The 24810-nt window shown below is 58.7% G+C and carries 26 protein-coding genes; 17 read left to right on the top strand and 9 right to left on the bottom strand.

From position 1 onward, the window contains the following. The first annotated feature begins 53 nt into the window (after nt 1-53). Nucleotides 54-779 carry an RlmE family RNA methyltransferase gene (locus KUV51_RS06250; RefSeq protein WP_222520704.1) on the top strand — a complete coding sequence of 242 codons (726 nt, stop codon included), beginning with the start codon at nt 54-56 and terminating at the stop codon, nt 777-779. Between the two features lie 546 nt (nt 780-1325). Here the strand turns inward: KUV51_RS06250 and KUV51_RS06245 are convergent. Next, the gene (locus KUV51_RS06245) at nt 1326-2330 is read right to left on the bottom strand and encodes a GlxA family transcriptional regulator (protein ID WP_222521265.1); all 1005 of its coding nucleotides are present in this window, start codon (nt 2328-2330) and stop codon (nt 1326-1328) included. A 177-nt stretch (nt 2331-2507) separates the two neighbouring features. Here KUV51_RS06245 and KUV51_RS06240 point away from each other — a divergent pair, with 177 nt between their 5' ends. Then, nucleotides 2508-3881, top strand: a complete 1374-nt coding sequence (locus tag KUV51_RS06240) for a class II 3-deoxy-7-phosphoheptulonate synthase (RefSeq protein ID WP_222520703.1) — start codon at nt 2508-2510, stop codon at nt 3879-3881. Between the two features lie 59 nt (nt 3882-3940). Here the strand turns inward: KUV51_RS06240 and KUV51_RS06235 are convergent, their stop codons facing one another. After that, nucleotides 3941-4642, bottom strand: coding sequence for a PAS domain-containing protein (locus KUV51_RS06235; protein WP_222520702.1), 702 nt, complete (start codon nt 4640-4642; stop codon nt 3941-3943). 175 nt (nt 4643-4817) lie between these two features. On the opposite strand from KUV51_RS06235, the gene KUV51_RS06230 reads away from it, so the two are divergent. The 14 genes from KUV51_RS06230 (at nt 4818) to KUV51_RS06165 (ending at nt 18975) form a co-directional block, all read left to right on the top strand. Beyond that, nucleotides 4818-5732 carry a YicC/YloC family endoribonuclease gene (locus KUV51_RS06230; protein ID WP_261385668.1) on the top strand — a complete coding sequence of 305 codons (915 nt, stop codon included), beginning with the start codon at nt 4818-4820 and terminating at the stop codon, nt 5730-5732. Between the two features lie 4 nt (nt 5733-5736). Continuing rightward, nucleotides 5737-6387 (top strand): guanylate kinase, encoded by a 651-nt coding sequence (gene gmk / locus KUV51_RS06225; RefSeq protein ID WP_222520701.1) that lies wholly within the window; start codon nt 5737-5739, stop codon nt 6385-6387. Beyond that, complete coding sequence (locus KUV51_RS06220) at nt 6384-6911, top strand: gamma carbonic anhydrase family protein (RefSeq protein ID WP_222520700.1); 528 nt, start codon at nt 6384-6386, stop codon at nt 6909-6911. Before gmk ends, KUV51_RS06220 begins: the two co-directional genes overlap by 4 nt. Beyond that, nucleotides 6911-7234, top strand: a complete 324-nt coding sequence (locus KUV51_RS06215; RefSeq protein WP_222520699.1) for a hypothetical protein — start codon at nt 6911-6913, stop codon at nt 7232-7234. Before KUV51_RS06220 ends, KUV51_RS06215 begins: the two co-directional genes overlap by 1 nt. Beyond that, on the top strand, nt 7231-8418 hold the full coding sequence (locus KUV51_RS06210) for a trans-sulfuration enzyme family protein (protein ID WP_261385667.1): 1188 nt from the start codon (nt 7231-7233) through the stop codon (nt 8416-8418). Before KUV51_RS06215 ends, KUV51_RS06210 begins: the two co-directional genes overlap by 4 nt. A gap of 12 nt (nt 8419-8430) precedes the next feature. Continuing rightward, nucleotides 8431-9492, top strand: a complete 1062-nt coding sequence (locus KUV51_RS06205; RefSeq protein ID WP_222520698.1) for a sensor histidine kinase — start codon at nt 8431-8433, stop codon at nt 9490-9492. 130 nt (nt 9493-9622) lie between these two features. Then, on the top strand, nt 9623-10663 hold the full coding sequence (locus KUV51_RS06200; RefSeq protein ID WP_222520697.1) for a substrate-binding domain-containing protein: 1041 nt from the start codon (nt 9623-9625) through the stop codon (nt 10661-10663). 111 nt (nt 10664-10774) lie between these two features. Further along, nucleotides 10775-12247, top strand: a complete 1473-nt coding sequence (gene pstC / locus KUV51_RS06195) for a phosphate ABC transporter permease subunit PstC (protein WP_222520696.1) — start codon at nt 10775-10777, stop codon at nt 12245-12247. After that, a complete protein-coding gene (gene pstA, locus KUV51_RS06190) occupies nt 12247-13575 on the top strand; it encodes a phosphate ABC transporter permease PstA (RefSeq protein WP_222520695.1) in 1329 nt (442 codons plus the stop codon). The genes pstC and pstA overlap by 1 nt, the downstream gene beginning before the upstream one ends. Before the next feature lie 10 nt (nt 13576-13585). Then, nucleotides 13586-14383 carry a phosphate ABC transporter ATP-binding protein PstB gene (pstB, locus tag KUV51_RS06185; RefSeq protein WP_222520694.1) on the top strand — a complete coding sequence of 266 codons (798 nt, stop codon included), beginning with the start codon at nt 13586-13588 and terminating at the stop codon, nt 14381-14383. A 12-nt stretch (nt 14384-14395) separates the two neighbouring features. Then, the gene (phoU, locus tag KUV51_RS06180) at nt 14396-15097 is read left to right on the top strand and encodes a phosphate signaling complex protein PhoU (protein WP_039686968.1); all 702 of its coding nucleotides are present in this window, start codon (nt 14396-14398) and stop codon (nt 15095-15097) included. A gap of 12 nt (nt 15098-15109) precedes the next feature. Further along, nucleotides 15110-15799 carry a phosphate regulon transcriptional regulator PhoB gene (gene phoB / locus KUV51_RS06175; protein WP_222520693.1) on the top strand — a complete coding sequence of 230 codons (690 nt, stop codon included), beginning with the start codon at nt 15110-15112 and terminating at the stop codon, nt 15797-15799. Nucleotides 15800-16598: 799 nt separating this feature from the next. Next, nucleotides 16599-17888 carry an MFS transporter gene (locus tag KUV51_RS06170; RefSeq protein WP_222520692.1) on the top strand — a complete coding sequence of 430 codons (1290 nt, stop codon included), beginning with the start codon at nt 16599-16601 and terminating at the stop codon, nt 17886-17888. A gap of 508 nt (nt 17889-18396) precedes the next feature. Continuing rightward, a complete protein-coding gene (locus KUV51_RS06165) occupies nt 18397-18975 on the top strand; it encodes a TetR/AcrR family transcriptional regulator (RefSeq protein WP_222520691.1) in 579 nt (192 codons plus the stop codon). A 113-nt stretch (nt 18976-19088) separates the two neighbouring features. On the opposite strand, the gene KUV51_RS06160 is transcribed toward KUV51_RS06165, so the two are convergent. Beyond that, nucleotides 19089-20000: a CoA transferase gene (locus KUV51_RS06160; RefSeq protein WP_261385666.1), complete on the bottom strand. Its 912-nt coding sequence runs from the start codon at nt 19998-20000 to the stop codon at nt 19089-19091. A 373-nt stretch (nt 20001-20373) separates the two neighbouring features. Then, nucleotides 20374-20844: a hypothetical protein gene (locus KUV51_RS06155; protein ID WP_222520689.1), complete on the bottom strand. Its 471-nt coding sequence runs from the start codon at nt 20842-20844 to the stop codon at nt 20374-20376. Nucleotides 20845-21042: 198 nt separating this feature from the next. On the opposite strand from KUV51_RS06155, the gene KUV51_RS06150 reads away from it, so the two are divergent. Next, nucleotides 21043-21636, top strand: a complete 594-nt coding sequence (locus KUV51_RS06150) for a citrate/2-methylcitrate synthase (RefSeq protein ID WP_222520688.1) — start codon at nt 21043-21045, stop codon at nt 21634-21636. 152 nt (nt 21637-21788) lie between these two features. Here KUV51_RS06150 and KUV51_RS06145 read toward each other — a convergent pair whose 3' ends face one another. From KUV51_RS06145 to KUV51_RS06125, 5 genes are read right to left on the bottom strand one after another with little or no spacing between them, the layout of a single operon-like run. Next, nucleotides 21789-22205, bottom strand: coding sequence for an SRPBCC family protein (locus KUV51_RS06145; RefSeq protein WP_222520687.1), 417 nt, complete (start codon nt 22203-22205; stop codon nt 21789-21791). A 2-nt stretch (nt 22206-22207) separates the two neighbouring features. Beyond that, complete coding sequence (locus tag KUV51_RS06140; protein ID WP_222520686.1) at nt 22208-22525, bottom strand: ArsR/SmtB family transcription factor; 318 nt, start codon at nt 22523-22525, stop codon at nt 22208-22210. Next, nucleotides 22518-23099, bottom strand: a complete 582-nt coding sequence (locus tag KUV51_RS06135) for a hypothetical protein (protein WP_222520685.1) — start codon at nt 23097-23099, stop codon at nt 22518-22520. Before KUV51_RS06135 ends, KUV51_RS06140 begins: the two co-directional genes overlap by 8 nt. A gap of 51 nt (nt 23100-23150) precedes the next feature. Then, entirely contained in the window at nt 23151-24170 is a 1020-nt protein-coding gene (locus KUV51_RS06130; RefSeq protein WP_222520684.1) for an SDR family NAD(P)-dependent oxidoreductase, read from the bottom strand. Next, a complete protein-coding gene (locus KUV51_RS06125) occupies nt 24167-24754 on the bottom strand; it encodes a TetR/AcrR family transcriptional regulator (protein ID WP_222520683.1) in 588 nt (195 codons plus the stop codon). The genes KUV51_RS06130 and KUV51_RS06125 overlap by 4 nt, the downstream gene beginning before the upstream one ends. Nucleotides 24755-24810 lie beyond the last annotated feature (56 nt).

Genomic DNA, 24810 nt, shown 5'->3' with positions numbered 1-24810 from the left:
TGATGCGCACGGCCCGGCAGGGTATCGCGGCGGCAAAAGGATGAGATGACGACGTGGCCAAGACACCTTCAGGAAAGAACACCTCAGGACGCGGGCAGCGCGACCTGAAGGTCAAGGTCAAGACCGCCCGCGGGCGCAAACTGTCTTCCACCCGCTGGCTGCAACGGCAGTTGAACGATCCCTATGTCAAGCGCGCGCAGGCGGAAGGATACCGGGGCAGGGCGGCCTTCAAGATCATGGAACTGGACGACAAGTTTCGCTTTCTTGTTCCCGGTGCGCGCGTCGTTGATCTGGGTGCAGCCCCCGGTGGCTGGTGCCAGGTCGCGGTCAAGCGCGTGAACGCATTGGGAGAGAAGTCGGGCAAGGCCGTCGGCACGATACTCGGCATTGACTTGCAGGAGATTGAACCGATCGCAGGCTGCGAATTGCACCAGTTGGACTTTATGGAGGACGACGCCGACCTGGAGGTCAAGGAGTGGCTGGATGGCAAGGCAGACGTCGTGATGTCTGACATGGCCGCTGCATCGTCCGGTCACAAGCGGACTGACCACTTGCGCATCATCTCGCTTTGCGAAGCGGCAGCCTACTTTGCCTTCGACGTGCTGGATGATGGCGGGACTTTCGTCGCAAAGGTTCTTGCCGGCGGGGCGGAAGGCAGCCTGCAAAAACTGCTCAAGCAGCGCTTCGCCAAAGTGGCGAACGTCAAGCCGCCATCATCGCGGGCGGACAGCTCAGAAAAGTTTGTGGTTGCGACGGGATTTCGCGGCAATCCGGATTGATTCCGTACGATCGAAGGATTGCAGGGCAGTCGATTTGATTTTTTCAAGGTCGGCAGAGCTATCTTGCGCATTGATGCGCGTAACCTGATCCCCTGTCGCGACCACCGCACTATCGCGCTGCCGAAGCAGCTCAAAAACGCGGCGATGGCGCGGCGAACTGGGATCATGCATGGACATCTATGGTGGGCGGCTAGGCGAATGCTGTCGAGTTAACAGCCGGATCGTCAGGCACCTTGCTCGTGAATTCAACAGAAGTATACGCATGCGAATGGGGCGCTGCTGTACCTGCTCCGGTTTTACGCCGTTGTAGCAATGCTTAGCGTTTTAGTGACGCCACCGCCGTTGCACGCAGACTATCCAAGGAAGTGCTATGCGCGCGAACAGGATAGGACGTCGCAACCTTGGCCAGCCTTTGTTGGCGCATCAGCTCAAATAGGCGCGTGTGACGCGGAATATCATTGAAAAAACGGTACATGTTGCGGGTCTGACAGACAAAACCGGCTTATTTGTGGACGGCCCGTGGCAAGGAAAGGGCATTTCCAACGCTCAAATCGACAACCGTGCAGCATGTGTGCCGCGCTCCCGATAGGGGGTCGTATCGTAGTGCGCGCGGTAGCACTTCGAAAAATGGGACGGTGACGCAAAGCCGCATGCGAGCGCGACGTTGATCACACTCATATCCGTCTGCATCAGGAGATTGCGCGCTTTTTGCAGGCGCAGCTCCATGTAGTAGCGTTTCGGACTACGGTTCAGATAGCGGCGAAACAGACGTTCGAGCTGTCGGGTGGACATGCCCACATCCTTCGCCAGGATCGAGGGGCTGATCGGTTCTTCGATGTTCTGTTCCATGATCTGGATGACCTGGCTCAGCTTGGGGTGACGCACGCCGATCCGGGTCGGCACCGACAGGCGCTGGGTGTCCTGGTCCGTGCGGATCGAGGAATAGATCAACTGATCTGCCACGGCATTTGCCAATTCCTCGCCATGATCGTCTGCAATCAGCTTCAGCATCAGGTCGATGGAGGATGTTCCCCCCGCAGTGGTCAATCGCTTATCGTCTATGACGAAGACGGATTTGGTCAGCTCGACTTCCTGGAACTCTTCGGCAAAGCTGTCCTGGTTTTCCCAGTGAATGGTGGCACGCTTTCCATCCAACAGCCCCGCCTTGGCCAGCGTGTAGGCAGCCGTACACAGGCCAGCCATGGGCACACCTTTCCGCGCCTCACGGCGCAACCATCCCAGGAGCCTTTTGGTGGTTGCCGCCTGAACGTCGATACCGCCGCAGACCATAACCACATCATCACGGCTCAACTCGTCCAGATCGTCATCCAGTTTGAAACCGGTCCCTGCCGAGCAGTATGCCACATCACCGCCTTCACCTACGATCTTCCAGGCATACAGATCTTTATCGGCCATGCGATTGGCGATCCGCAGGCTTTCCAAAGCCGCGGAAAAGCAAAGCATCGTGAAATTGTCGAGCAGGACAAAAACAAAACGTTTGGGTTTGTCGACCTCTTTGCGGGTCTCCATGGCCGAGCGTGAAAGCGACATCGCGGCGCGCATCCTGTTGTCATTGCCGGGCGAGTGTAACCCGGGTGTTTCGTCAGCCTGATCACGGCGCAAACGCCACGTCAAGAGGCTGCAATTGTGATATGGTGTCCGTCAGAGACCTTTTGTATAGAGGCCTACGGTCACGTGACCGCTAACAGCTTATTGCGGAGAGATAAGATGAGCGATTGGACGAAATCTGACTGGCGCGCCAAGCCCCGGATCCAGATGCCCGATTATACCGACACTGCGGCATTGAACGCGGTCGAGGCGCAGCTTTCCAAGTATCCTCCGCTTGTTTTTGCAGGCGAGGCGCGGCGGCTAAAGGCTCATCTCGCCGATGCATCCCGTGGCAACGCCTTTTTGTTGCAAGGTGGCGATTGTGCCGAAGCGTTTGACCAATTCAGCGCTGACAGCATCCGCGACACGTTCAAGGTCATGCTTCAGATGGCAATGGTGCTGACCTATGGCGCCAAGGTACCCGTGATCAAGCTCGGCCGTATGGCCGGTCAGTTCGCCAAGCCGCGCTCGGCCCCGACCGAGGTTGTGGATGGTGTGGAACTGCCCAGCTACCGCGGTGACATCATCAACGATCTCGCCTTCACGTCTGAGGCGCGCATTCCGAACCCGCAGAAGATGCTGCAAGCCTACACCCAGGCCGCAGCGACGCTGAACCTGCTGCGCGCGTTCTCGACCGGTGGTTTCGCCGATATGAACATGGTGCATTCCTGGACCCTCGGCTTTGCAGACGGGCAGGGGACCGAGAAGTATCGCGAAATTGCCACGCGCATTCAGGATACGATCGACTTCATGGCTGCAGCTGGCATTGACGCGGACACCACGCACGAGTTTTCGTCCGTGGAGTTCTACACCAGCCATGAATCCCTTCTGTTGGAATACGAGGAAGCACTGACGCGCATCGACTCGACGACTGGCAAGTGGCTGGCGGGCTCCGGTCACATGATCTGGATCGGCGATCGCACCCGCCAACCCGATGGCGCACATGTCGAGTTCGCCCGCGGCGTTCAAAACCCCATCGGTCTGAAATGCGGGCCAAGCATGACGACCGAGGACCTCAAGGTTCTGATGTCCAAGCTGAACCCGGAAAACGAAGCCGGTCGCCTGACACTGATCGCGCGCTTCGGCGCCGGTTCGGTTGGCGAACACCTGCCGCGCCTGATCAAGACCGTGCAGGAAGAGGGCGCGGATGTCGTCTGGGTCTGCGACGCGATGCACGGCAACACGATCAAATCGTCGACCGGCTACAAGACCCGACCTTTCGACTCCGTGCTGCGGGAAGTCCGGGAATTCTTTGGGGTTCACGCGGCCGAAGGCACGGTGCCAGGCGGCGTACATTTCGAAATGACCGGACAGGACGTGACCGAATGCACCGGTGGTGTCCGCGCCGTGACCGAGGAAGACCTGAGCGACCGTTACCACACGGCGTGCGATCCGCGCCTCAATGCGTCGCAGTCGCTGGAACTGGCGTTTCTCGTGGCCGAAGAGCTTTCGCAACTGCGGTCCACGCGGTCCAAGGCGCGCGCCGCAAGCTGACAAAAGAGAACGCGCCGGACCTTCCGGTTCGGCGCGCATACATCAGCTGGTCGCTCTGTTCAGCGGTCGTCCGATTTCACCAGGCGCAGATAGGGAACGTCAGACCGCGGTGTCGTCGTTTCAAAATTCTTCTGGCTCTCCGCAAACCCATCGACCTTGGCATTCTGCGTATCCGTTTGGGCCACGGGTTTTACCGGTACAGGTGCGGTCGATGGTGCCGAGATGGGCCGTATACGAGCGCCAACCACATTGAAGCGCCTTGGCGTGTGGCCGATGTCTCCATGAGCGACCATGCAGCCGAGAATACGGCTGACATCGCCCAAATCGCTCTTGAGCGGCAGCAGAAGCAATCTGGCGTCCATCTGCGGCTTCGAGATCGTGGTCTCGCCGCTCATGCGCAACTCACACACCGCAGGACGTTGACAGACATCTTCGATCGCATCAGCAATCTGACGGCGACAGGGCGGGGTGATAAGCGATGTAAGCGGCATTCCGCGTACCTCCATCCCCATCAGGTCGCCCAGGTGGCTGCCGGCAATGCGAATGCGTGCCATGCCGGGTGCAATCCGCTCAAGGACAAAGGTGTATTCCAGGGCAGACTCTATGCCCCTTGGGTCAATCTCGGACCGCTTGGGCATAACGCGGGCACCGCGTAGTCCTTCCCAATAGGCCTCAACCTGGGAAATCGCGGAAAAACCAATCTCTGCACGAAACTCTGTCATAGCCAACACATTGTGCGGGTTCAGCTCGGATTTGTCCATCTGTACATACTCTCACTTCGTCTTCGGCACGCAATGCAGTGCCTTTGATGCAAAACATATCAAATTTGATTGGCATCGCGCGCAGAAAGCTAACGATTGGTTAACCTCAAGCTGTCTCTACGGGCATGGGGCAGGTGGCTTGCCCAGCCCCCCACTTACGCCTAAACGCTTGGGCATGACGAAAAAACAACACGAAGGCGTCCTGCGTTCGATGACAGGGTTTGCGGCTCTAACGGGCGCGTCCCAACCGTTTCGCTGGGCTTGGGATATCCGCAGTGTAAACGGCAAGGGGCTCGATCTGCGGCTCCGTGTGCCGGACTGGATCGATGGTCTTGAAGCCGCTTTGCGCCCCCTGGTTGCGGCTCGAGCAAAGCGGGGCAACGTAACGCTGTCGCTGCGGATCACGCGGGACGATGCCGCGGTCGGGCTATCACTGAATACGGATGTGATGCAGGCGGTTGTCCAAAACCTGCTTGAGATCGAAGCAGAAGCCATGGAGCGTGGACTGTCGCTCGCCCCGTCGCGCGCCACGGATATCGCCGCAATGCGCGGTGTCATGGACACCGGACCTGCCCAAGACGACCCGGCTCCTCTGCGTGCGGCGTTGGTTGGCGAAGTACCGGCACTGCTGGATGCCTTTGACGACATGCGCCGCAGCGAAGGGACCGCATTGCAAAACGTTCTCTTGGGACAACTCTCCGAAGTCGAGACGCTGACCAGGCAAGCCGCGACCCTTGCCGAAGCACGCAAGGATGAGGTGGCCGCGACACTCAAGCGGAACCTGGCGCGCGTTCTGGAAAAAACAGATGGAGCAGATCCGGATCGCGTTTCCCAAGAACTGGCCCTGCTCGCGGTCAAGGCTGACGTGACCGAAGAGATTGATCGGCTGCACACCCATGTTCTGGCCGCACGAACGCTTATAGGCGATGGCGGGCCGGTGGGCCGGAAACTTGATTTCCTCATGCAGGAGTTCAACCGCGAGGCCAACACGCTGTGCTCCAAGGCCCAGAACTCTGACCTCACTGCAGTAGGTCTGGCACTGAAAGCGCTGATCGATCAGATGCGCGAGCAAGTACAAAACGTGGAATAAGACAATGACAGATGCCCCGACACGCCGCGGTCTCTTGATCATACTCAGCTCGCCTTCCGGTGCGGGCAAGAGCACGCTGGCCCGCCGTTTGCGCGACTGGGATCCGGGGCTGAGCTTCTCGGTCTCGGCCACGACCCGCAAGCCGCGTCCGGGCGAAGTGGATGGCGAGCACTATCGTTTCGTGACCGAGGCGGAGTTCAAGGGTGACGTCGCCGGGGGCGAAATGCTGGAGCACGCACATGTCTTCGGCAACTTCTACGGCTCGCCGAAGGGGCCGGTCGAGGCCGCGATCAACCAGGGCCGAGATGTACTGTTCGATATCGACTGGCAAGGCGCGCAGCAGATCACCAACTCGGTCCTGGGCCAGCATACCCTGTCGATCTTTCTCCTGCCGCCCTCTATCGCCGAGCTGCGCCGGCGGTTGGAAACACGGGCGCAAGACGATGCAGACACCATTTCGCGCCGGATGCAGAAAAGCTGGGACGAAATCAGCCATTGGGGTGGCTATGACTATGTTCTGGTCAATGACGATCTCGACGCGACCGAGGACCAGTTGAAAACCATCATCAGCGCGACCCGGCTTCGGCGTTTGCAGCAGCCACAACTGACCGGCCACGTGCGCGCCCTGCAATCCGAGTTCGAGGAGTTGACATGACCCTATACGCACTTGGCGATGACCGCCCACAGATAGCCGACGACACGTGGGTCGCCCCGGATGCCAATCTGATCGGCAAAGTCATATTGGAAGAGGGGGCGAGCGTCTGGTTTGGTTGCACCATCCGTGCGGATCACGAGGACATCCGCATCGGGGCAGGTACAAACGTGCAGGAAAACTGTGTCATGCACATCGACGCGGGTTTTCCGCTCACCATCGGGCCGGGTTGCACGATCGGGCACAAGGTCATGCTGCATGGCTGCACGATTGGGGAAAACAGCCTGATTGGTATGGGGGCTACGGTCCTGAATGGCGCCAAGATCGGCAAGAATTGCCTGATCGGGGCGGGGGCGCTGATAACCGAGGGCAAGGAGATCCCGGATGGATCACTTGTAATGGGCGTGCCGGGCAAGGTGGTGCGCGAGCTGGACGAACAGGCCGTTCAGGGCCTGCGGGCGTCGGCGCTGCACTATCAGGAAAACATGCGCAAGTTCCGCGATACCATGGTCGAGGTGATGGGCTGATGCCGCATTGCGAACTCAGCTATTCCAGTGACCTGGACCTTGATCCAAAGGCCATTCTGGAAGAGGTCGAAGCCTGCATCCTGCGCCACGACGATGGGGCCGGGGAGACCAAGGGCCGTGCCTATCCCGCGCCGGACTTTCTGCACACGCATTTGAAGGCATCCGTTGCGCTGCTGGCGAAACCGCACCGTGGCGCGGCGTTTACCGCGGCCTTGCAAAAGGAATTGGTCGACGTGATCTCGGCCCATTTGCCGCGGCCTTGCTGGCTGAGCGTCGACATCACCTTCAGTTCACAGACCTATTTTACGGAGTTCCTGGAATGACCTCGAACACCAAGGGGTCGCTGATGCGTCCCACGCCCTTGCCTGAAAGTGCCTCGCGCCCGGTGGTCACAGCGCTGAGCCCGTCGGTTGTTTACGCTTCGGACACACCCGACATGCTCGATGCACAATACGACGGCGACTTGCACGGCTACACTTACAGCCGGGAAGGGCACCCGAATGCGGATGTCGTAGCTGCAGCCATCGACCGGATGGAAGGCGCACCGCATCTAGGTGTGTTGACCTCATCGGGCATGGGGGCCGTATCTGCGGTTCTGCTGGGCCTGCTCAAGTCCGGGGATCACGTGATTGGCGGCAACCAGCTCTACGGGCGCAGCCTGCGCATGATGGCCGAGGATCTGCCGCGATTGGGGATCGAAACCTCGATGGTTGATCCGGGCGATGTCGAGGCTGTACGGGTCGCTCTGCGCCCTGGAACGAAGATGATCCTGGTCGAGGTTGTCTCGAACCCGACGTTGCGCGTCGCCGATGTGCTGGGTCTTTCGGCGCTTGCCAAGGAAGCCGGGATTCTGTTCGTCATCGACAACACCTTTACAACGCCCCGCGCGTTCAAGGCATTCGATCACGGGGCGGACATCGTAATCCACTCGCTGACAAAGCTGCTGTCGGGCCACTCCGACGTGATGCTGGGCTACGTCGCGGCCAGGGACAAAGAGGTCAACGACCGCCTGCGTGTATTCACCGTGACCGCAGGCATGACGCCCAGCCCGTTTGATTGCTGGCTGGCCGAACGCGGACTGCTCAGCTTCGATCTGCGCTATGACCGGGCACAGGCAACGGCCGCCGTATTGGCCGAACACTTGGCGGGTCTGCCGGGCGTCAAGCGCGTCATCTATCCGGCGCGACGGGACCACCCGGATCACGCGCGGGCCGAGGCGCTGCTGAAGGGCCAGTATTGCAACATGGTCAGCTTTGAAATCGACGGCGGGCGCGCGGCGGCGAACGCCTTTGCCCGCGGGGCCGAAGGTCTGAATTTTGCCCCAACGCTTGGGGATGTGGGCACGACGATATCGCACCCAGCATCATCCTCGCACCGCGCGTTGACGGCGGAGAAACGGGCGGAGCTTGGCATGTCCGAAGGGTTCTTCCGTGTCTCGGTCGGCCTCGAAGACCCTACGACACTTTGCGAGGTATTCAGCCGAGCGGTCGCGGCGGCGTCCGGCTGAAGGAGCAAGCCCATGGGCAACGATGTTCTGGACGCGCTGCTCTCAGCCTTTCCTTTGCCGACGCTGGCCATTGACGGCACCGAGCGCATCATCGCCGCAAATACGGAAGCGCTGACGCTGATTGGCCAGCAGGCGCTGGGGCGGAATTATGTCACGATGCTGCGGCAACCTGCGCTGTTGGACGCCATAGAGGCCACCCTGCAAGACGGACAGTCGCGCGGCACCAGTTACCTTGGCAATGACGGCGCGCAGGATACGACGTTCCGTGTCAGTGTGCGAGCGGTGCCTGGCGTGGGACGCAATGCGGCAGGGGCAGCGATCCTGGTGTTCGAGGATATCACCCATGTCGAGCAAGCCAGCCAGATGCGGCGCGACTTTGTGGCCAATGTCAGCCACGAATTGCGGACACCGTTGACGGCCTTGATGGGCTTCATCGAGACCCTGCGCGGCCCGGCCCGAAACGATGCGGCGGCGGCAGAGCGGTTCCTGAACATCATGCAGGACGAAGCCGAGCGCATGAACCGGCTCGTGGGCGACCTCATGTCGCTCAATCGGGTCGAAGGCGACGAGCGTGTGCGCCCGACCGAGGCTGTGGTGCTGAATGACATCCTCGACTCGACATTGCGCACCCTTCGATCTTTGGCCGAAGAGGCGGGTGTCACGTTCGAACGGGAGTTCAACGGAGACCCCGTACACATCATGGCTGACGCGGACCAGTTGAAGCAGGTTTTCACCAATCTCATTGAAAACGCTATCAAATATGGTGGCTCTGGCGGGCGTGTCACTGTCCGTGTCACCACCAGTGGCCGAGAGCCTGCGCTGCGCGCACCGGGTGTGCGGGTGCAGATCGTGGACTATGGCCCCGGAATCGATCCGGTCCACCTGCCACGGATCACCGAACGCTTCTACCGCGCCGATGATCACCGCAGTCGCGCGCTTGGCGGCACTGGCCTTGGCCTTGCCATCGTCAAGCATATCATCAACCGGCACCGTGGACGCCTGCGGGTTGAAAGCACCTTGGGGGAGGGGGCGACCTTTACCGTCGTTCTGCCGATGCACGAAAACCTGCGCTGACGTCGGGGCACTCCGCAGTCTGTCATAAAACTGTTACGTATCTGTCACAAAAGCATTGCGCGCGAGCCCTAGACGGGCGCCAAGGTCCTCATAGGGGGGATCACGAGAAATGTTCAGACAGGAGACATTCATGTCCTTCGTGAAACTCACCACATCGGCGCTGGCCCTCTCGGCCATGGCTGCAACAGCCGCTGTGGCGCGTGACCAGGTTCAAGTGGCCGGGTCGTCCACCGTTCTGCCTTACGCCTCCATCGTGGCCGAGCTTTTTGGCGACAACACCGACTTCCCGACACCGGTCGTGGAATCAGGCGGCTCCTCGGCTGGCCTCAAGCGCTTCTGCCAGGGCGTCGGCACCGAGCACACGGACATCGCGAACGCATCGCGCGCGATCCGTGAAAAGGAAATCCAGGCCTGTGCCGAAGCGGGCGTGACCGACATCATCGAAGTGCGCATCGGCTATGACGGCATTGTCTTTGCCAGCCAGATCGCTGGCCCCGAATACACCGCTTTCACACCGTCCGACATCTTCAACGCCCTTGCACCGCAAGTGATGGTCGACGGAGAACTGGTCGACAACCCGCACACGCAATGGTCCGACTTCAACGCAGACCTGCCCGCGGCCGACATTCTCGCCTTCATCCCCGGCACCAAGCACGGCACACGTGAAGTGTTCGAAGAGAAGGTGATCGCGGCTGGTTGTGAAGCCACAGGCGCCATGGAAGCCATGATCGCGGGCGGCATGTCCGAGGATGACGCGGAAGATGCTTGCTTGAGCGTGCGTACCGACGGTCGTTCGGTCGACATCGACGGTGACTACACCGAAACGCTGGCCTCGATCGACGCAAACGCAAACGCCATCGGCGTGTTCGGCCTGGCCTTCTACGAGAACAACACCGACAAGCTGAAAGTGGCGACCATGTCGGGTGTCGCGCCCTCGACGGAGACCATCGCATCCGGTGAGTATCCGGTGTCGCGTCCGCTGTACTTCTACATCAAGAAGGCCCACATCGGTGTGATCCCCGGCCTGAAGGAATATGCGGAGTTCTTCGTGTCCGACGCTCTGGCAGGCCCGGATGGCCCGCTGGCCTCCTACGGTCTGGTGTCCGATCCGGAACTGGCGGCAACGCAGTCCATGATCGCGGACGAGCAGACCATGGGTAACGGATCCTGATCTGACCTTGCATCATACGATGCCAAGACACTTGACTGGGCGGTGCCATTGCCGCCCAGTTTTCGGCTTTCAAGACCGCTTGAGACGCGGCTTTTGCACTTTGGGGGACATATGCCTGTCATTTGGCTCACGCTGATCGTGCTGGCGATCTCGGTTGTGGGGTTCGTCCTGGGGCGCCGACGCGCGCTGTCCAGCGCGGGTGGCGACAGCCGCAACCTGCACTCGCTGCCTATCTACTACGGCTCGAATGCCCTCATGAAATCGGTCGTGCCCGCCTTTGGCCTCATGGTCCTTTGGCTGCTGGCGCAGCCGCTGTTCATCGACAATCGCATCGCTCAAATGATCCCCGAGGCCGAGATTGCCGAGGGTTCGAACATCGGGCTTGTCATGGCCGAAGTGCGCCGGACCGCCGATGGTCTCGAGAACGCAGTAGCCGCCGGTTTGCTGGACAATGATGCCGCGCGGAACGGCCAATCCGATGTCGCCGAGCTGACACAGGTGCTGCGCGACGCGGGCCAGGTGGTAACCGGCCAGATCACCCAGCCCGTTTTGGAAGCCGCACAAGCCTATCGCGCGATGAGCGGAACCTCCAATCTGCTGATGACAATTGCAGTGCTGATCGTTGCGCTCGCAGGCGCGGCATGGGGAGCGAGCGAAGGACAAAAAACCTTTCGCGCGCGAAACACTGTGGAACAGGGTGTTCTGGCGCTGCTGATCGCTGCCGCCTCTGTCGCGATCCTGACGACGGTCGGAATTGTACTCTCGCTCATCTTCAACACTGTCGAATTCTTCCGACTGTATCCCGCATCGGAATTCTTCTTCCTGCTCGAATGGGCACCCAGCTTCTCGGGTCGGGGCGGAGCCTCGAGCCTTGGGATAATCCCGCTTCTTTGGGGCACGCTTTACATTTCGTTCGTTGCTCTGCTCGTGGCCGTGCCCATCGGGCTGTTTGCGGCCATCTATCTGTCGGAATACGCTGGCCCCAGGATGCGCAGCATCGCCAAGCCGCTTCTTGAGGTGCTCGCCGGCATCCCGACCATTGTCTACGGCCTGTTTGCATTGCTCACCATCGGGCCGATCCTGTTGTCGGTCTTTGGCAATGACGGTCTGGGTTGGATGCAAGGGCAACGCGCGGTTCTGACGGCTGGATTGGCCATGGGCATCATGCTGATCCCTTTCGTCAGTTCCTTGTCCGACGACATCATCAACGCCGTCCCGCAGGCCATGCGCGACGGATCCTACGGCCTGGGTGCGACCAAATCCGAGACCATCAAGCAGGTGGTGCTACCAGCCGCGCTGCCAGGTATCGTAGGCGCAGTCCTGTTGGCGGCCAGCCGCGCCATTGGCGAGACGATGATCGTGGTGCTTGGGGCAGGGGCCGCGGCCCGGCTCAGCCTCAACCCATTCGAAGCCATGACCACCGTGACCGCCAAGATCGTATCGCAGCTGACCGGCGACAGCGACTTTGCCTCGCCCGAAGCTTTGGTGGCTTTCGCTCTTGGCATGACGCTCTTCATCATGACGCTCGGGCTGAACGTCCTCGCCCTCTACATTGTGCGCAAATATCGGGAGCAATATGAGTAATGACTGACGCAGCCATGACCCCCGAAAACGCACGCGCACCCAAGTCGCTGAAGCAGGAAGATGCGCGGACAAAGAAACGCAACGCATCTGAACGACGGTTCCGCGCCTATGGGATTGCAGCCATCTGCACCGGCCTGTTTTTCCTGCTGGCCCTTCTGTCGGCGATCCTGAGCGCAGGGCTGCCCGCCTTCCGCCAGGCTGTGGTCGAGGTGCCCTTCACACTGACGCAAGAACAGTATGACGAAGCCGAAGAGGCGATGCTGAAGACGGCGATCTACACCGGTTACTTCATCACATCGCTGTCGGACACGATGGAAGCCGAAGGGGTCGAGATCGAGTTCGACAACAAGGCCGTTGAACGTCTGCTCGGGAAAGTCGGTGGCGACCTCCGCGCTTACTACCGCGACAACGAGGATGAGATCGGCGAGCAGATCGGGTTCGAGCTTGCGGCCTCTTCGCGTGTGGATCGCTACTTGAAGGGGACCTTCACCCGTGAGGACCTGCAAGGTGGCAACCGCTTTTTCATGCCGGAAGATTTCGACCTGATCGACGCCATGCAAGAGGCGGGTCTGGTCAAACAGGTGTTCAACTGGAACTTCATCACCGGCGTGGATACGGGCGTGGACAACCCAGGCGGAGCTGGCATTGGCGCCTCTGTGCTGGGCTCGTTCTTCATGATGCTTGTGGTGCTGGTGCTGAGTTTGCCGATTGGTGTCGCCGCTTCGATCTACCTTGAGGAATTCGCACCCAAGAACCGCTTCACCGACTTCATCGAGGTCAACATCGCCAACCTTGCCGCCGTGCCATCCATCGTCTTCGGTATCCTGGGCCTTGCCGTGTTCATCCAGTTCGCGCATCTGCCGCAATCGGCGCCGCTTGTTGGTGGTCTGGTCCTGACGCTTATGACGCTGCCGACGATCATCATCTCGACCCGCGCATCGCTCAAAGCCGTACCACCGTCAATCCGGGATGCGGCACTTGGGGTAGGTGCCTCGAAAATGCAGGCTGTGTTCCACCATGTGCTGCCGCTGGCGGCGCCCGGCATCCTGACCGGCACCATCATCGGGCTGGCGCAGGCGTTGGGCGAAACCGCGCCACTGCTGCTGATCGGGATGGTCGGTTTCGTGGCGCGCTATCCGGACACATTTGTGGAAGGGTTCCTTGAGCCGAACTCGGCCGTGCCGGCGCAGATTTACAACTGGGCCGCGCGCTCCGACGCGGTCTTTACCGAAAAGGCCTGGGGCGGCATCATTGTGCTGCTCTTGTTCCTGGTCACCATGAACACCATCGCCGTGATCTTGCGGCGCCGGTTCGAACGCCGCTGGTAGGGGCAAGCCCATGAACGACATGAGAATTGTGGAGAGAGACTTGGATCAAAACGACGTCAAGATCGCGGCCAAAGGCGTGCAGGTCTACTACGGGGACAATCACGCGATCAAGGACGTGGATGTCGAGATTGACGACAAGACGGTGACGGCATTCATCGGTCCATCGGGCTGTGGTAAGTCGACTTTTCTGCGTTGTATCAATCGGATGAACGACACAATTGATGTTGCCCGGATGGAAGGGAATATCCTGATCGACGGCGAAGACATCTATGACCCCAAGGTCGATCCGGTACAGCTGCGCGCCAAGGTCGGGATGGTGTTCCAAAAGCCCAACCCGTTTCCGAAGTCGATCTATGACAATGTGGCCTACGGCCCACGCATCCACGGCCTTGCGAAGAACAAGGCAGAACTTGATGAATTGGTTGAGAAATCCCTGCGTCGTGGTGCGATCTGGGACGAGGTTAAGGATCGTCTCGATGCGCCGGGAACGGGTCTGTCTGGTGGTCAGCAGCAACGTTTGTGCATTGCACGGGCTGTGGCGACGGAACCAGAGGTGCTGCTGATGGACGAGCCATGCTCAGCGCTTGATCCCATCGCAACAGCACAGGTGGAGGAACTGATCGACGAGTTGCGCCAAAGCTATTCGGTGGTGATCGTCACGCACTCCATGCAGCAAGCGGCGCGGGTGAGCCAGAAGACAGCCTTCTTCCACCTCGGCAACCTTGTTGAATATGGCGAGACGGGTCAGATCTTTACCAACCCGAACGATCCGCGCACCGAAAGCTACATCACTGGCCGTATCGGCTAAGGAGCAGAAGACATGCAAGACCAACACATCGCCTCGGCCTTTGACCGGGACCTCGAAGCGATCCAGGCGCAGATCATGAAGATGGGCGGGCTGGTCGAGAACGCCATTCTGGAAGCCGCCATCAGCTTGGAGACGCGCGACGAAGAGCGTGCAGAGCAGGTCCGCAAGGGCGACAAGGCGATTGATGAGCTCGAGGAGTTGATCAACGAAGAAGCCGCTCGCGTCATCGCGCTGCGTGCGCCTACGGCCATTGACCTGCGGCTCGTGCTGTCCGTGATCAAGGTGAGCGCCAACCTGGAACGCATTGGAGACTATGCAAAAAACATGGGCAAGCGCACAAGCGTCTTGTCGCAGATGGCGCCCGTGAACGACAGTGCTGCCGCTTTGCGCCGGATGGCGAAAGAGGTCGAGAGGATGCTGAAAGACGCGCTTGATGCCTATGTCGCGCGCGATGCAGAACTGGCACAGGATGTGATCGACCGCGACACCGAAGTCGACCAGATGTACAACGCGCTTTTCCGCGAGTTCCTAACCTTCATGATGGAAGATCCGCGCAACATCACGGCCTGTATGCACCTGCATTTCATCGCCAAGAACATCGAACGGATGGGCGATCACGTCACATCCATCGCCGAACAGGTCGTGTATCTGGTTACCGGAACGACGCCCGATGAAAACCGCCAGAAGGCGGACAAAACCTCGCTTCAGGCCTAGGAGAACAGTCCCATGCCCGCCGATCAGCCCCGTGTTCTGGTTGTCGAAGATGAACCCGCACAACGCGAAGTGCTTGCGTATAACCTCGAAGCAGAAGGCTTTGCCGTCAGCCGCGCGCAGAATGGTGACGAAGCCTTGCTGCTTGTGGATGAGGACATGCCGGACATCATCGTCCTGGATTGGATGATGCCGAACCTGTCAGGGATCGAAGTGTGTCGCAGGCTGAAGATCAAACCAGAGACACGGAGCATTCCGGTCATCATGCTGTCGGCGCGGTCAGAGGAAGTGGATAAGGTGCGTGGGCTGGAAACGGGTGCCGATGACTATGTGGTCAAACCGTATTCCGTGATCGAGCTGATGGCGCGTGTGCGAAGCCAATTGCGCCGCGTGCGTCCTTCGACCGTTGGCCAACGGCTTGAATTCGACGATATCGTGTTGGACGCCGAGAGCCACAAGGTGACGCGCGGCACGGACGAGTTGAAACTTGGGCCGACGGAGTTCCGCTTGCTCAGCACGTTCATGGAAAAACCGGGACGGGTCTGGAGCCGAGAGCAATTGCTCGACCGTGTCTGGGGGCGCGACATTTATGTCGACACGAGGACAGTGGACGTGCATATCGGTCGCTTGCGCAAAGCATTGACGTATTTTGGTGGAACAGATCCAGTGCGGACTGTACGTGGGGCTGGATACGCACTGGGATGAACTGTGCATTGTAAATCACTGACTCAAGTCATTTTCACCCGTTTTTTAAATTACATAATGTGGATTATAAGGCTTTGAGATGCTTGTATGAAACGCTGTGGGATTTTCAATACTTTGGGACTGAATGGATAAGCCTCTCTCCCCAATGAAATCGTTGCGATTTGGCGGTTTGGGGAACCCTGAGCTGTCTCAACGAAAAAACTGTGTCGGCCTGACCACGTTGGCATTCAAGTGGCTTGCCGCAATGGTCCGATCCGGCGAACAACCGGCTCTCTGTCATTCCTATTCCGGACTGCCGTAGCTATTGATTGCCATGGTGAGGGACACTCCGACGCAACCCCGCCTGAAGCCGGTCGTCTATTTTTATCGATGGTAAATCATGGCTCTGTTGGAGTTCTATCCGTGACTCTGGCGATGCACCGAATACGGTTGAAATCCCGAGTGCCAGGTTGGTTGTGGTGTCGGCCGCTCTTATCATGATGCTTTCAATATCACTTTCGGCCAGAAAATTGCGTCAACGACGCCTTTGATGTGAACGCCCTTCCGTCAATGAACGCTGAGCGGTGATACATGTGTCGTGCGGATCCGGAGACACGTCCGGTTGCACCAATGCGGATGCGGCCTTGTGTTCGGCTAGGCTGAGAGAAATGCTCCGGAGCGAGAAGACAGCGATAGCCTCAAAGTACCACCAATCAGTCCCCTGCCCCAATCAGATTCGAACGACTGGTTTGGTGCGCGCCACGTGCCTCGGCTCCGCCGAGGTATTGTGCAAGTTGCCTGCAACGACGAAGGTGCGACCATGGCAACCGAATTAGAGTTCTCCATCGCTGCGCTGACCGTTCAGGCGAGACGGCACATTCGGGTGTTTCAGGTCCACCAGTTTCTCGATCGTTTTGCGATGGGTTTGACGGTTGCCGTCGTTGCGCTTGCGTTGACGGATCGAGGTATGGACCTTTTCCAGATTTCGCTGCTCTTTGGGATTTACTCACTTACAACCATGGCAATGGAGCTCCCGTTCGGCGGATTGGCCGACAACATCGGACGCAAGCCGGTCTTTCTGGCCGCGGTCGTCGCCAGTTTGGTCTCACTCGCACTTTTTCTTTCGACAAGCGATTTCTATGTTCTCGCGCTCTCATTTGCTTTCATCGGTTTTGGACGTGCGCTGCGGTCGGGCACGCTCGACGCTTGGTTCGTTGAGACGTTCAAAGCCACGGCCCCGAATGTGGATGTTCAACCCGCTCTTGCAAAAGCACAATGGGCCAACGCCATGGGCTTGGCTGTGGGCGCCGTTTTGGGGGGGCTTCTGCCCGATCTTCTAGGTTCGTTGGCAGAGAGACCGGGTTTCAGCGTCTATGATGTGTCTTATGCGGCGAGCTTGGCAGTGATGCTTGGTGTGTTCGTTTACACCTTGGTCGTTATCGAGGAAAAGCCGCGCCCGCTGAACCCTCAAGCTTTGAAACAGGGTTTTGCAACTGTACCTCTCGTGATCAAAGACGCAGGTCTTCTCGCTCTGAGACATCCGGCGTTGTCAGTGCTTTTGGCAGCTCTGGCGTTTTTCCTGATGGCGACCAATCCGGTTGAGGTGATTTGGCCGACCCATGCAAAGCCAATGTTGGAAGAAGGCTATGCAAATACAATCATCGGTGTCCTGACCGCGACCTACTTTTTCTCAATTGCATTCGGTGCGTGGCTTTCTCCACGCATCAGCCGCATTTTCAAGAGGCGGCATGCGGTTACGCTTGCGGCAGCATTTGCCTGCATGGCCGGCGTTCAGATCGCCTTGGCTCTACAAAGCGGCATCGTCGGCTTTGTGACGGCTTTCATCCTGTATTCTGTCATCCTTGGCGTTTCTGAAACGCCAGCCAGCAGCATCCTGCATGGATCCGTAGACGACCGCCAGCGATCCACAATGCTGTCTCTGAGGTCGCTGATACAGCAACTCGGAGGAGCTTTGGGTCTGATCTTGGCGGGAGCCATCGCCGAGGTCTATTCCACACCTACGGCTTGGATGGTCGGCGCGGTGTTTCTGGTTGTTGCCATGATCCTGATTGGCCTCCTCGCCAAACGCCTTAACTCTGAGATTGGCTAGCGGCCATTCCTGCGAAATTCAGCAGTCGGCACCAAAGGACTCATGGCGACTCTGGAAGGCAGCGCAGCATCTCAACCAAGAGCGCGTCACACTATCCGGGCACACAGCCCAGAACCGACATCCGATACCCGAACTGGCACACCGCGAACAAACAAGGTCTTAGCGATGCCGAGCATGAACGTCTGGTCGCGCGGGTGTTGTTCAATCCTCATACAGAAACGCCTAAACATCGCGGCGGAAAAACCGCGTCAAGGCCCCCTGCTTCCACATCGCAAGCCCACTGAGAACGAGAGCGGGCGTCACCACGTACAAGGTCAGCGACGTAAACGCGACGTTCGCGGACCAAGGGGAATAAAGGTAAGTGCCGATGATCAGTCCACCCACGATGTGGAACCAGCGTAAATAGGTGCGTAGCTTAGTGGCGTTCATAGGTTTGACCCTTCGTGTTGCCTCTGCCACACATGTAACTATGCAGCGCTAACTTTGCAATGCTTAGATTGGAAATGCCATGAGTGAAAACACTTATCATCACGGAGACCTGCGCAGCGCTCTCCTGGATGCCGCCGAAGACGATCTACGCCGCACACCCGACAAGATACCAAGCATTAGAGCGCTGGCTATGAAGCTTGGTGTCAGTTCCACGGCTCCGCACGCGCATTTTCGTACGAAATCTGACCTTATGACGGCTCTCGCGGTGCGCGGCTTCGAACTCCTTGCATCGGAATTGGAAGCAGCAAGGCGTGACCGAACTGACCTTACTGCGTTGGCGGAAGCTTATATGGCCTTTGCCAAAAGCAATCTGGGCTTGTACCGGCTCATGTTCGCCACAGGCACGCGTCTTGAAGACGACGAGAAGCTTCGTCAGGTGTCCCGCGCGGCCTACGACATGCTTCGCGATACCATTGAGGCCGTGTTTCCAGCGGCGACGGAGGTCGAGCGGAAAGAGCGAACACTCGGCGCATGGGGGATCGTGCATGGCCTTGCCTCTCTTGCTGCAGAGGGCCGTATATCGACCGACACGTTGGATGACCGCTCTCCCAAGAACCTTGCCCGACTGGCTGCAGAGTTGGTCGAGGGCCGGCGTTGAGCGACGGTCGCAACTTGCACGGCCTCCGGTCTGGATCGACCTCCTGTGCAAGACCGAATGAGAATTCGCAGCAGTCGCGCCAATGTCCGCCAGCGGGCTTCGCCTCTCATTATTCACCAAGCTGGCGCGTCCATTCTCAATTTTCCTGCCGGAAGCTGCCATTTTGGTTCCGCACCATCTATGAGGATCGGAAAACGCAGCCGCCGCGCAGAACCCCAACTCGTCATTTCTTTCGTTTCTGACAAGTCATTTGCAGTTTCGGTCAAATCCCTCCCGATAAATCCGCGCGCGCCTTCTGATATGAGCAGTTCCGCGGTGCGTGCCAAAGACAAACGCGCGGACAGAATACGCCCGGTTTGATTGCGAACTCGGAGTGCGCGCAAGACGGCTGCTGCCAGCAGATAGCCTGTCGCATGGTCAAGGGCTTGCACCGGCAGCGACACGGGATGTGCCGATTTCTTCCGGATCATGCCTTCATGGGCAATCCCGCAACTCATTTGTACAAGGCTGTCAAATCCGCGCCGACCGGCCCAGGGTCCGCGCAATCCATACGCACAAAGGCTAACGTCGATGATGTGCGGAGAGATTGCGCGCAGACGCCTTGGGTCGTAGCCCAACCCGGTCAAGGCACCTGGCCGGTATCCGTGAACAAGAACGTCTGCCTGCGCAAGGAGACCTTCAAAGACCTGCCGATCGTCAGGCTGTGTCAGGTCAAGACCCGTCCGTTTTTTACCAAGGGTGACCTCCGGCTCCACCCCGGGTTCATTCCACCATGGCGGGTCGATCCGCAGAACACGCGCGCCGTACCCGGCCAAAAATCGAGTAGCCACCGGCCCGGCCAGTACACGCGTGAGATCCAGAACCTTCAGGTCTTGTAGCGCCACTTTTGACATGCCTTCGGCAACTTCCTCCCAGGCAATCAGGGGGTCTTTTGCGACCGCTTGCCCCTGAGGATGTGCCGCCCATTCCGCCATGCTGTACATCGCCGCCGCAGCCCCCTCCTCCGAAACGACGGCGTCTTCCAATTGCGACCTGTGCCATCTGCTCACGGCCGCTCCCACAGCTTGTTTGTCGGCCGCACAGTCCAGAACACGCAATGCGGCCTCTCGATGGTGTGGCGCATTTGTGTGAAGTCGTATCCACCCGTCGGCTGTTTGATAGACCCCGGCAATGGCGTCCCATGCATCCGGCAACACCCATCCTTGAGGCCGCAAGGTCATATCGAACCAAAGGGATGCGAGGCGTCGGTCAACGGTGACGTCACGCGCGCCAGTCAGAGCCGCAAGTTGTGTTGCTGCTGCACGCATAGTCGATACGGCAAGGTCCGTCACAGCGAAACAAGACGGCAGTTCAGCGTCACCTGTGACAATCACATTGGGCGTCGACCTATCGGACGGATCAAGAACAGCTTCGATCTGGGAAAGGAATGTGTCGGCCATGGATGCTCCTGCAAAGAGTGCGGCCAGAGTGCGATTCCTTGATCGAAAGTAAATCTTGATCAATATAATCAACATGAAGAACGGCAATTGGATCGACACACAGGCAGCGTGCGCGTTGCTGGGAGTAAAGGCTCAGACGCTCTATGCCTATGTTTCCCGGCACCGCATTCGTCTGAAGACCGATCCGCGCGATGCGCGGCAAAGTCTGTACTTTCTGCCCGACTTGGATCGTTTGCTCCGTCAGAACCGGCGCCCAAGAGCGCGAGCCGATGTTGCTCAGGCTGCCATCCGGTGGGGTGACCCGGTTCTGGTTACGTCCATCTCTGAGGTCCGAGACGGGACGATCTGGTTGCGGGAACATGCGATTGAAGACTGTGCTAGAAATATGACACTCGAAGAAACCGCTGCCCTTCTGTGCGGTTTCGATCACGTCACTCTTCCGGAAACGCGGGCCAAGATTTCAGGGACATCGCTCTTTGCGCGGGCGATGAAAACCCTTGCGGAAGAGGCTGATGGCGCGCCATCGCTCGCCGGTCGAGACATGTCGGATATGTCGCGGGAGGTTGGACGCGCTCTGTCACTGATAACCGATGCCTGTTTGGCGGGACATTCATCAGGACCGGTTCATGTGCGTATCGGAGCCAAATGGGGCCTTACGCCCGAAGCCGTCAACGTTGTCCGGCAGGCATTGGTATTGCTCAGCGATCATGAACTGAATCCGTCGACATTTGCCGTGCGCGTTTGCGCGTCGACCGGTGGCAGCCTTGCGGCGGCATTGCTCGCAGGTGTTGCAACCTTGAGTGGCCCCCGCCACGGAGGCGTCGCGTCGCTGGCCAACCAAGCCTTGCATACGACGCTAGAAGGTCGATTTGAGCAGTTCCTCGCGGAAAATGCCGATCATCCTCCCTATTCGTTTGGCTTTGGTCACCCGCTCTATTCCGGGGGCGACCCGAGAGCCGCCTATCTGCTCAATCTCATTTCGCGGCACTCGCCAGTGCGTCAGGCTGTGGCGGAGGCATCCAAGCGCCTCTCGCTGCCAGCGAACATTGACATCGCGTTGGCAGCTGCGATGCGCCACTTCGAATGGCCAGATGAAGCAGCAACCACGATTTTTTCAGTTGGTCGAACCGCGGGCTGGGCTGCACATGCAATTGAACAAGCAAAGTCGGGCACGATGATCCGGCCACGCGCAAAGTACCAAGCGATGTCCATCGATGTCTAACTCACGGTAGTCATTCGAGCAGAATGGAGCGGTCGGTCAATATGAGCTCACTCGCACCATCGGTATGTCCCCCCATTCCGGCATCATTCCTGTTTGGCCAGAAGCAAGAGGTTTGGTTGCATTTGTCGAATGCCGCAGTTGAGCCCGCATTGCTATTGTGCGGCTCCTTTCGAAGTCAGGTGTGCGGGCAGTTTCTTGCGTAGGATGCGTCCCCAACCGACCGAGAGGATGGTGCGGGTGGGAAGTTGTCTAAGGACAAAGCCGTCATGTTTCAGATCCATCCGCGTGCCCGTCGGTGTCTCGGTCAATGTGAACGTTACGGTCGTATCAAGCCCACCCGCCTTCCAGGCGATCACCAGCCTTGATGGCGGGTCCAGCTCAAGCACCTCGGAATGCACTGTGCCGTCAAAGCCCGGGGCTGGATCGGTTTGAAAGGTGAACCTGTGGCCGACCTCCGGCTTGAAGTCGTTCGGCATCAACCAGGTCGCAAGATCCTGGGGGTTGATCAGCGTTTCCCAGACCATGAGGCGGGGAAATGCCAGGTCAATGCTTTTTCGGATCGTACCCATGGTCAGTTCCTCTTTCTGTTTATAAGCCCGGCGAACGCATCCAGCTTCCCGTCCCAGAACGCGTCGTATTTCGACAACCAGCTTGCGACACTCAGCAGGGGTTCAGCATCGACGCTGTAGATGTTCTGTCGCCCTTCCTTGCGGTGCGACACCAGCCCCGCCTCGCGCAGGATTTGAAGGTGTTGAGATACGGCTGGCTGTGAAATTGTGAGCTTGTCGCTGAGATCCCCGACCGACTGGTCGCTTTCGAGCAGCAGGTCGAGCAGGATGCGCCGGTTTTGATCCGCCAGAGCGCGGAAAACTTGGCTTTCCTTATCCATGCGTCGCATCCGTCGAAGCATTGCGAGGGCCACGCCGCAATACGAACGAGGCTGCGATGGCGGCGAGCATCCAGCCCACGATCAGGTTCGCGCTTTCGCCAATGGCGTAGATCGGTGCCAATCCCCACCAGTTGGACAATACGCCGTAAGTGGCAACTGAACCGGCGGTTGCGCCGAGTGCGATGATCGCAAGGCTTCGCCCGCGTCCAAGTGGAGACAGGAGCATCAAAAGCACAACAATCAAAGCCGCCACGACTGCCTGTGTGGCGGCTTGCCGCGTCAGATATGCCGCGCCGTCGTAGTAGTCGATCGGCATAGACGAAATCCACGACACTGTGTTGTCGGTGAACAAAAGGCCCAGCCGGCCGGAAAAGGCTTCATCAAATGCCGCCGTCCCGATTGAACCGGGCTCTTTGACAATTGGTGTTCGCAGATGAAAACCACCAAGCTCGGGCGATTTTTCGGTCGAAATGACGTGGGCAGACGATGGGCCCCATGGGAACAATTGTGTCACCCCGCCCCAAACAAACAGGGTCATGCCCGCGGTGACGGTTGCAATGAGCGGTTTGAACATCAGGCATCTTCATAAGTAATCACTTATGGCTTCATAAATATAAGTGAAGACTTATGGGTCAAGAAAATTCTTGCTGCCGTCCTGATCCTTCAAGCGAAGCGCTTTCTGGATCAACGTTTCACTGCCGTCCCATAGCGCCCGTGCATGCTCTGGATCGAGGGATGTTTTTGATGATCGAGAACGATTGGGGCCCTGCCAATATGCAGGTTCATGATCCACGTCTTGTGTGAGAAGTGCGGCCAAGTAGCGCCCGGCGTCCTTCGGAGTGCGCGTTGTGACCCGCAGTAAGCGCATCAGCCACGGAGCGGTCAGTATCCGTTTGGTCAACGGGTTGATATTTCGCATGAGATCACTGCCCGGAACGCCGCCCGGATCATAGGTCAAAACATCAATCACCTTGTTCGGCGCAAGGTCGTGAGCCCGTCTCGCGAACTCGTAAGCGAAGAGAAGATTGCAGAGTTTTGACGTCGAATACCGTACGATCGCGTTGGTGTTCCTGGTCTGGGGATCAAGCGGGTTGGCGAGGACAGAGGCATTTCGCAGTATCGGCTTGTTGAAACGCCCCTCCATCGTGTTTGGATCATGTGTGCCACTGCTCACCACGATGAGGCGAGCCCGATTTGCGAAAGACGGGAGTAGCGCAAGGGTCAGATGCATGTGGGCAAGATGATTAACGGCAAAGGTTTCTTCGAACCCATCCTCGGAAACACGCATCTCACCCGGCCCGGCTTGTGTTCCTGCATTGCAAATCAACGCTGACAGTGGCGGAACGACGCCCGTTGACACCAGAACATTGTACTCCAGCGCGAACCGGCCCACGTCAGGTAATGAAGCGAGATCAAGCTTCGCCCCCGCCACATTTGGCGGACAGGAGGCTGCAAATGCCTGTGCCTTATTGGCATTGCGCCCTGCCACGATGATCAGTGCATCAGGATGCGTTGCATGAAGAAGGCGGGCCGCCTCCGCGCCAATGCCACCATACCCACCGGTGATCAGGATTGCCTTGTCGAAAGCAGCAAGATCGTTTTGCCCCATACCCATCAGCGAGCCAACAGTCGTCATCCGGATCATCCCCCCTCTGGCAACACAAGCATCTGCCAAACAGTCGCCGTGACCGCAGCGGTATCCACAGCAACGCCGATCGCTGCTTGCGCCGCGATCCCATCGAACAAGGCAATCAGAAGATGTGCAGTGGTTTCGTCGCTTTGCGTGCAGACCTTACGGCCGCGAACGGACGCAATAAAGTTGCTCGTCATGGCGACTTCGGACGCAACAAGCTTTTGCGCGTATCGCGCCACGTTCTGGTTGTCAGCGGCGAGGCTGCAGATGTTCCGTTTGCGGGCGAAGTGGGCCGGGTCGGTGCGGATGACCGTGAGCGCCCAGTCGATCATCGTGTCGACCAGTGCGGGTCCTTGTCGTTCGACCGGGTCGGATCTGCCGTTCATCAATTCCGCGAACGCTTCAAGGTATTTCGCGGTTGCTTCCTCGATACTCGCCAGCAGCAATCCTTCGGCATCTTTGAAGTAGTATGGGATCAAGCCGTGATTGACCCCAGCCTTTCGGGCGACAGCGCGCGCACCGAAGGATGGTGAAACCCGCGCCAGATCAGCAAGAGCGGTTTCGATAAGTGCAGTTCTGGCATCGGATGCAGGCATGATCAAAAAATTTAGTCGGCTGACTAAATTAGTCAAGCGACTAATTTGCGGCCTTT

This window comes from Tateyamaria omphalii, assembly GCF_019802125.1.
In the GTDB taxonomy this organism is placed as follows: Bacteria; Pseudomonadota; Alphaproteobacteria; order Rhodobacterales; family Rhodobacteraceae; genus Tateyamaria; species Tateyamaria omphalii_B.
This window is presented reverse-complemented; position numbering and strand designations above follow the sequence as displayed.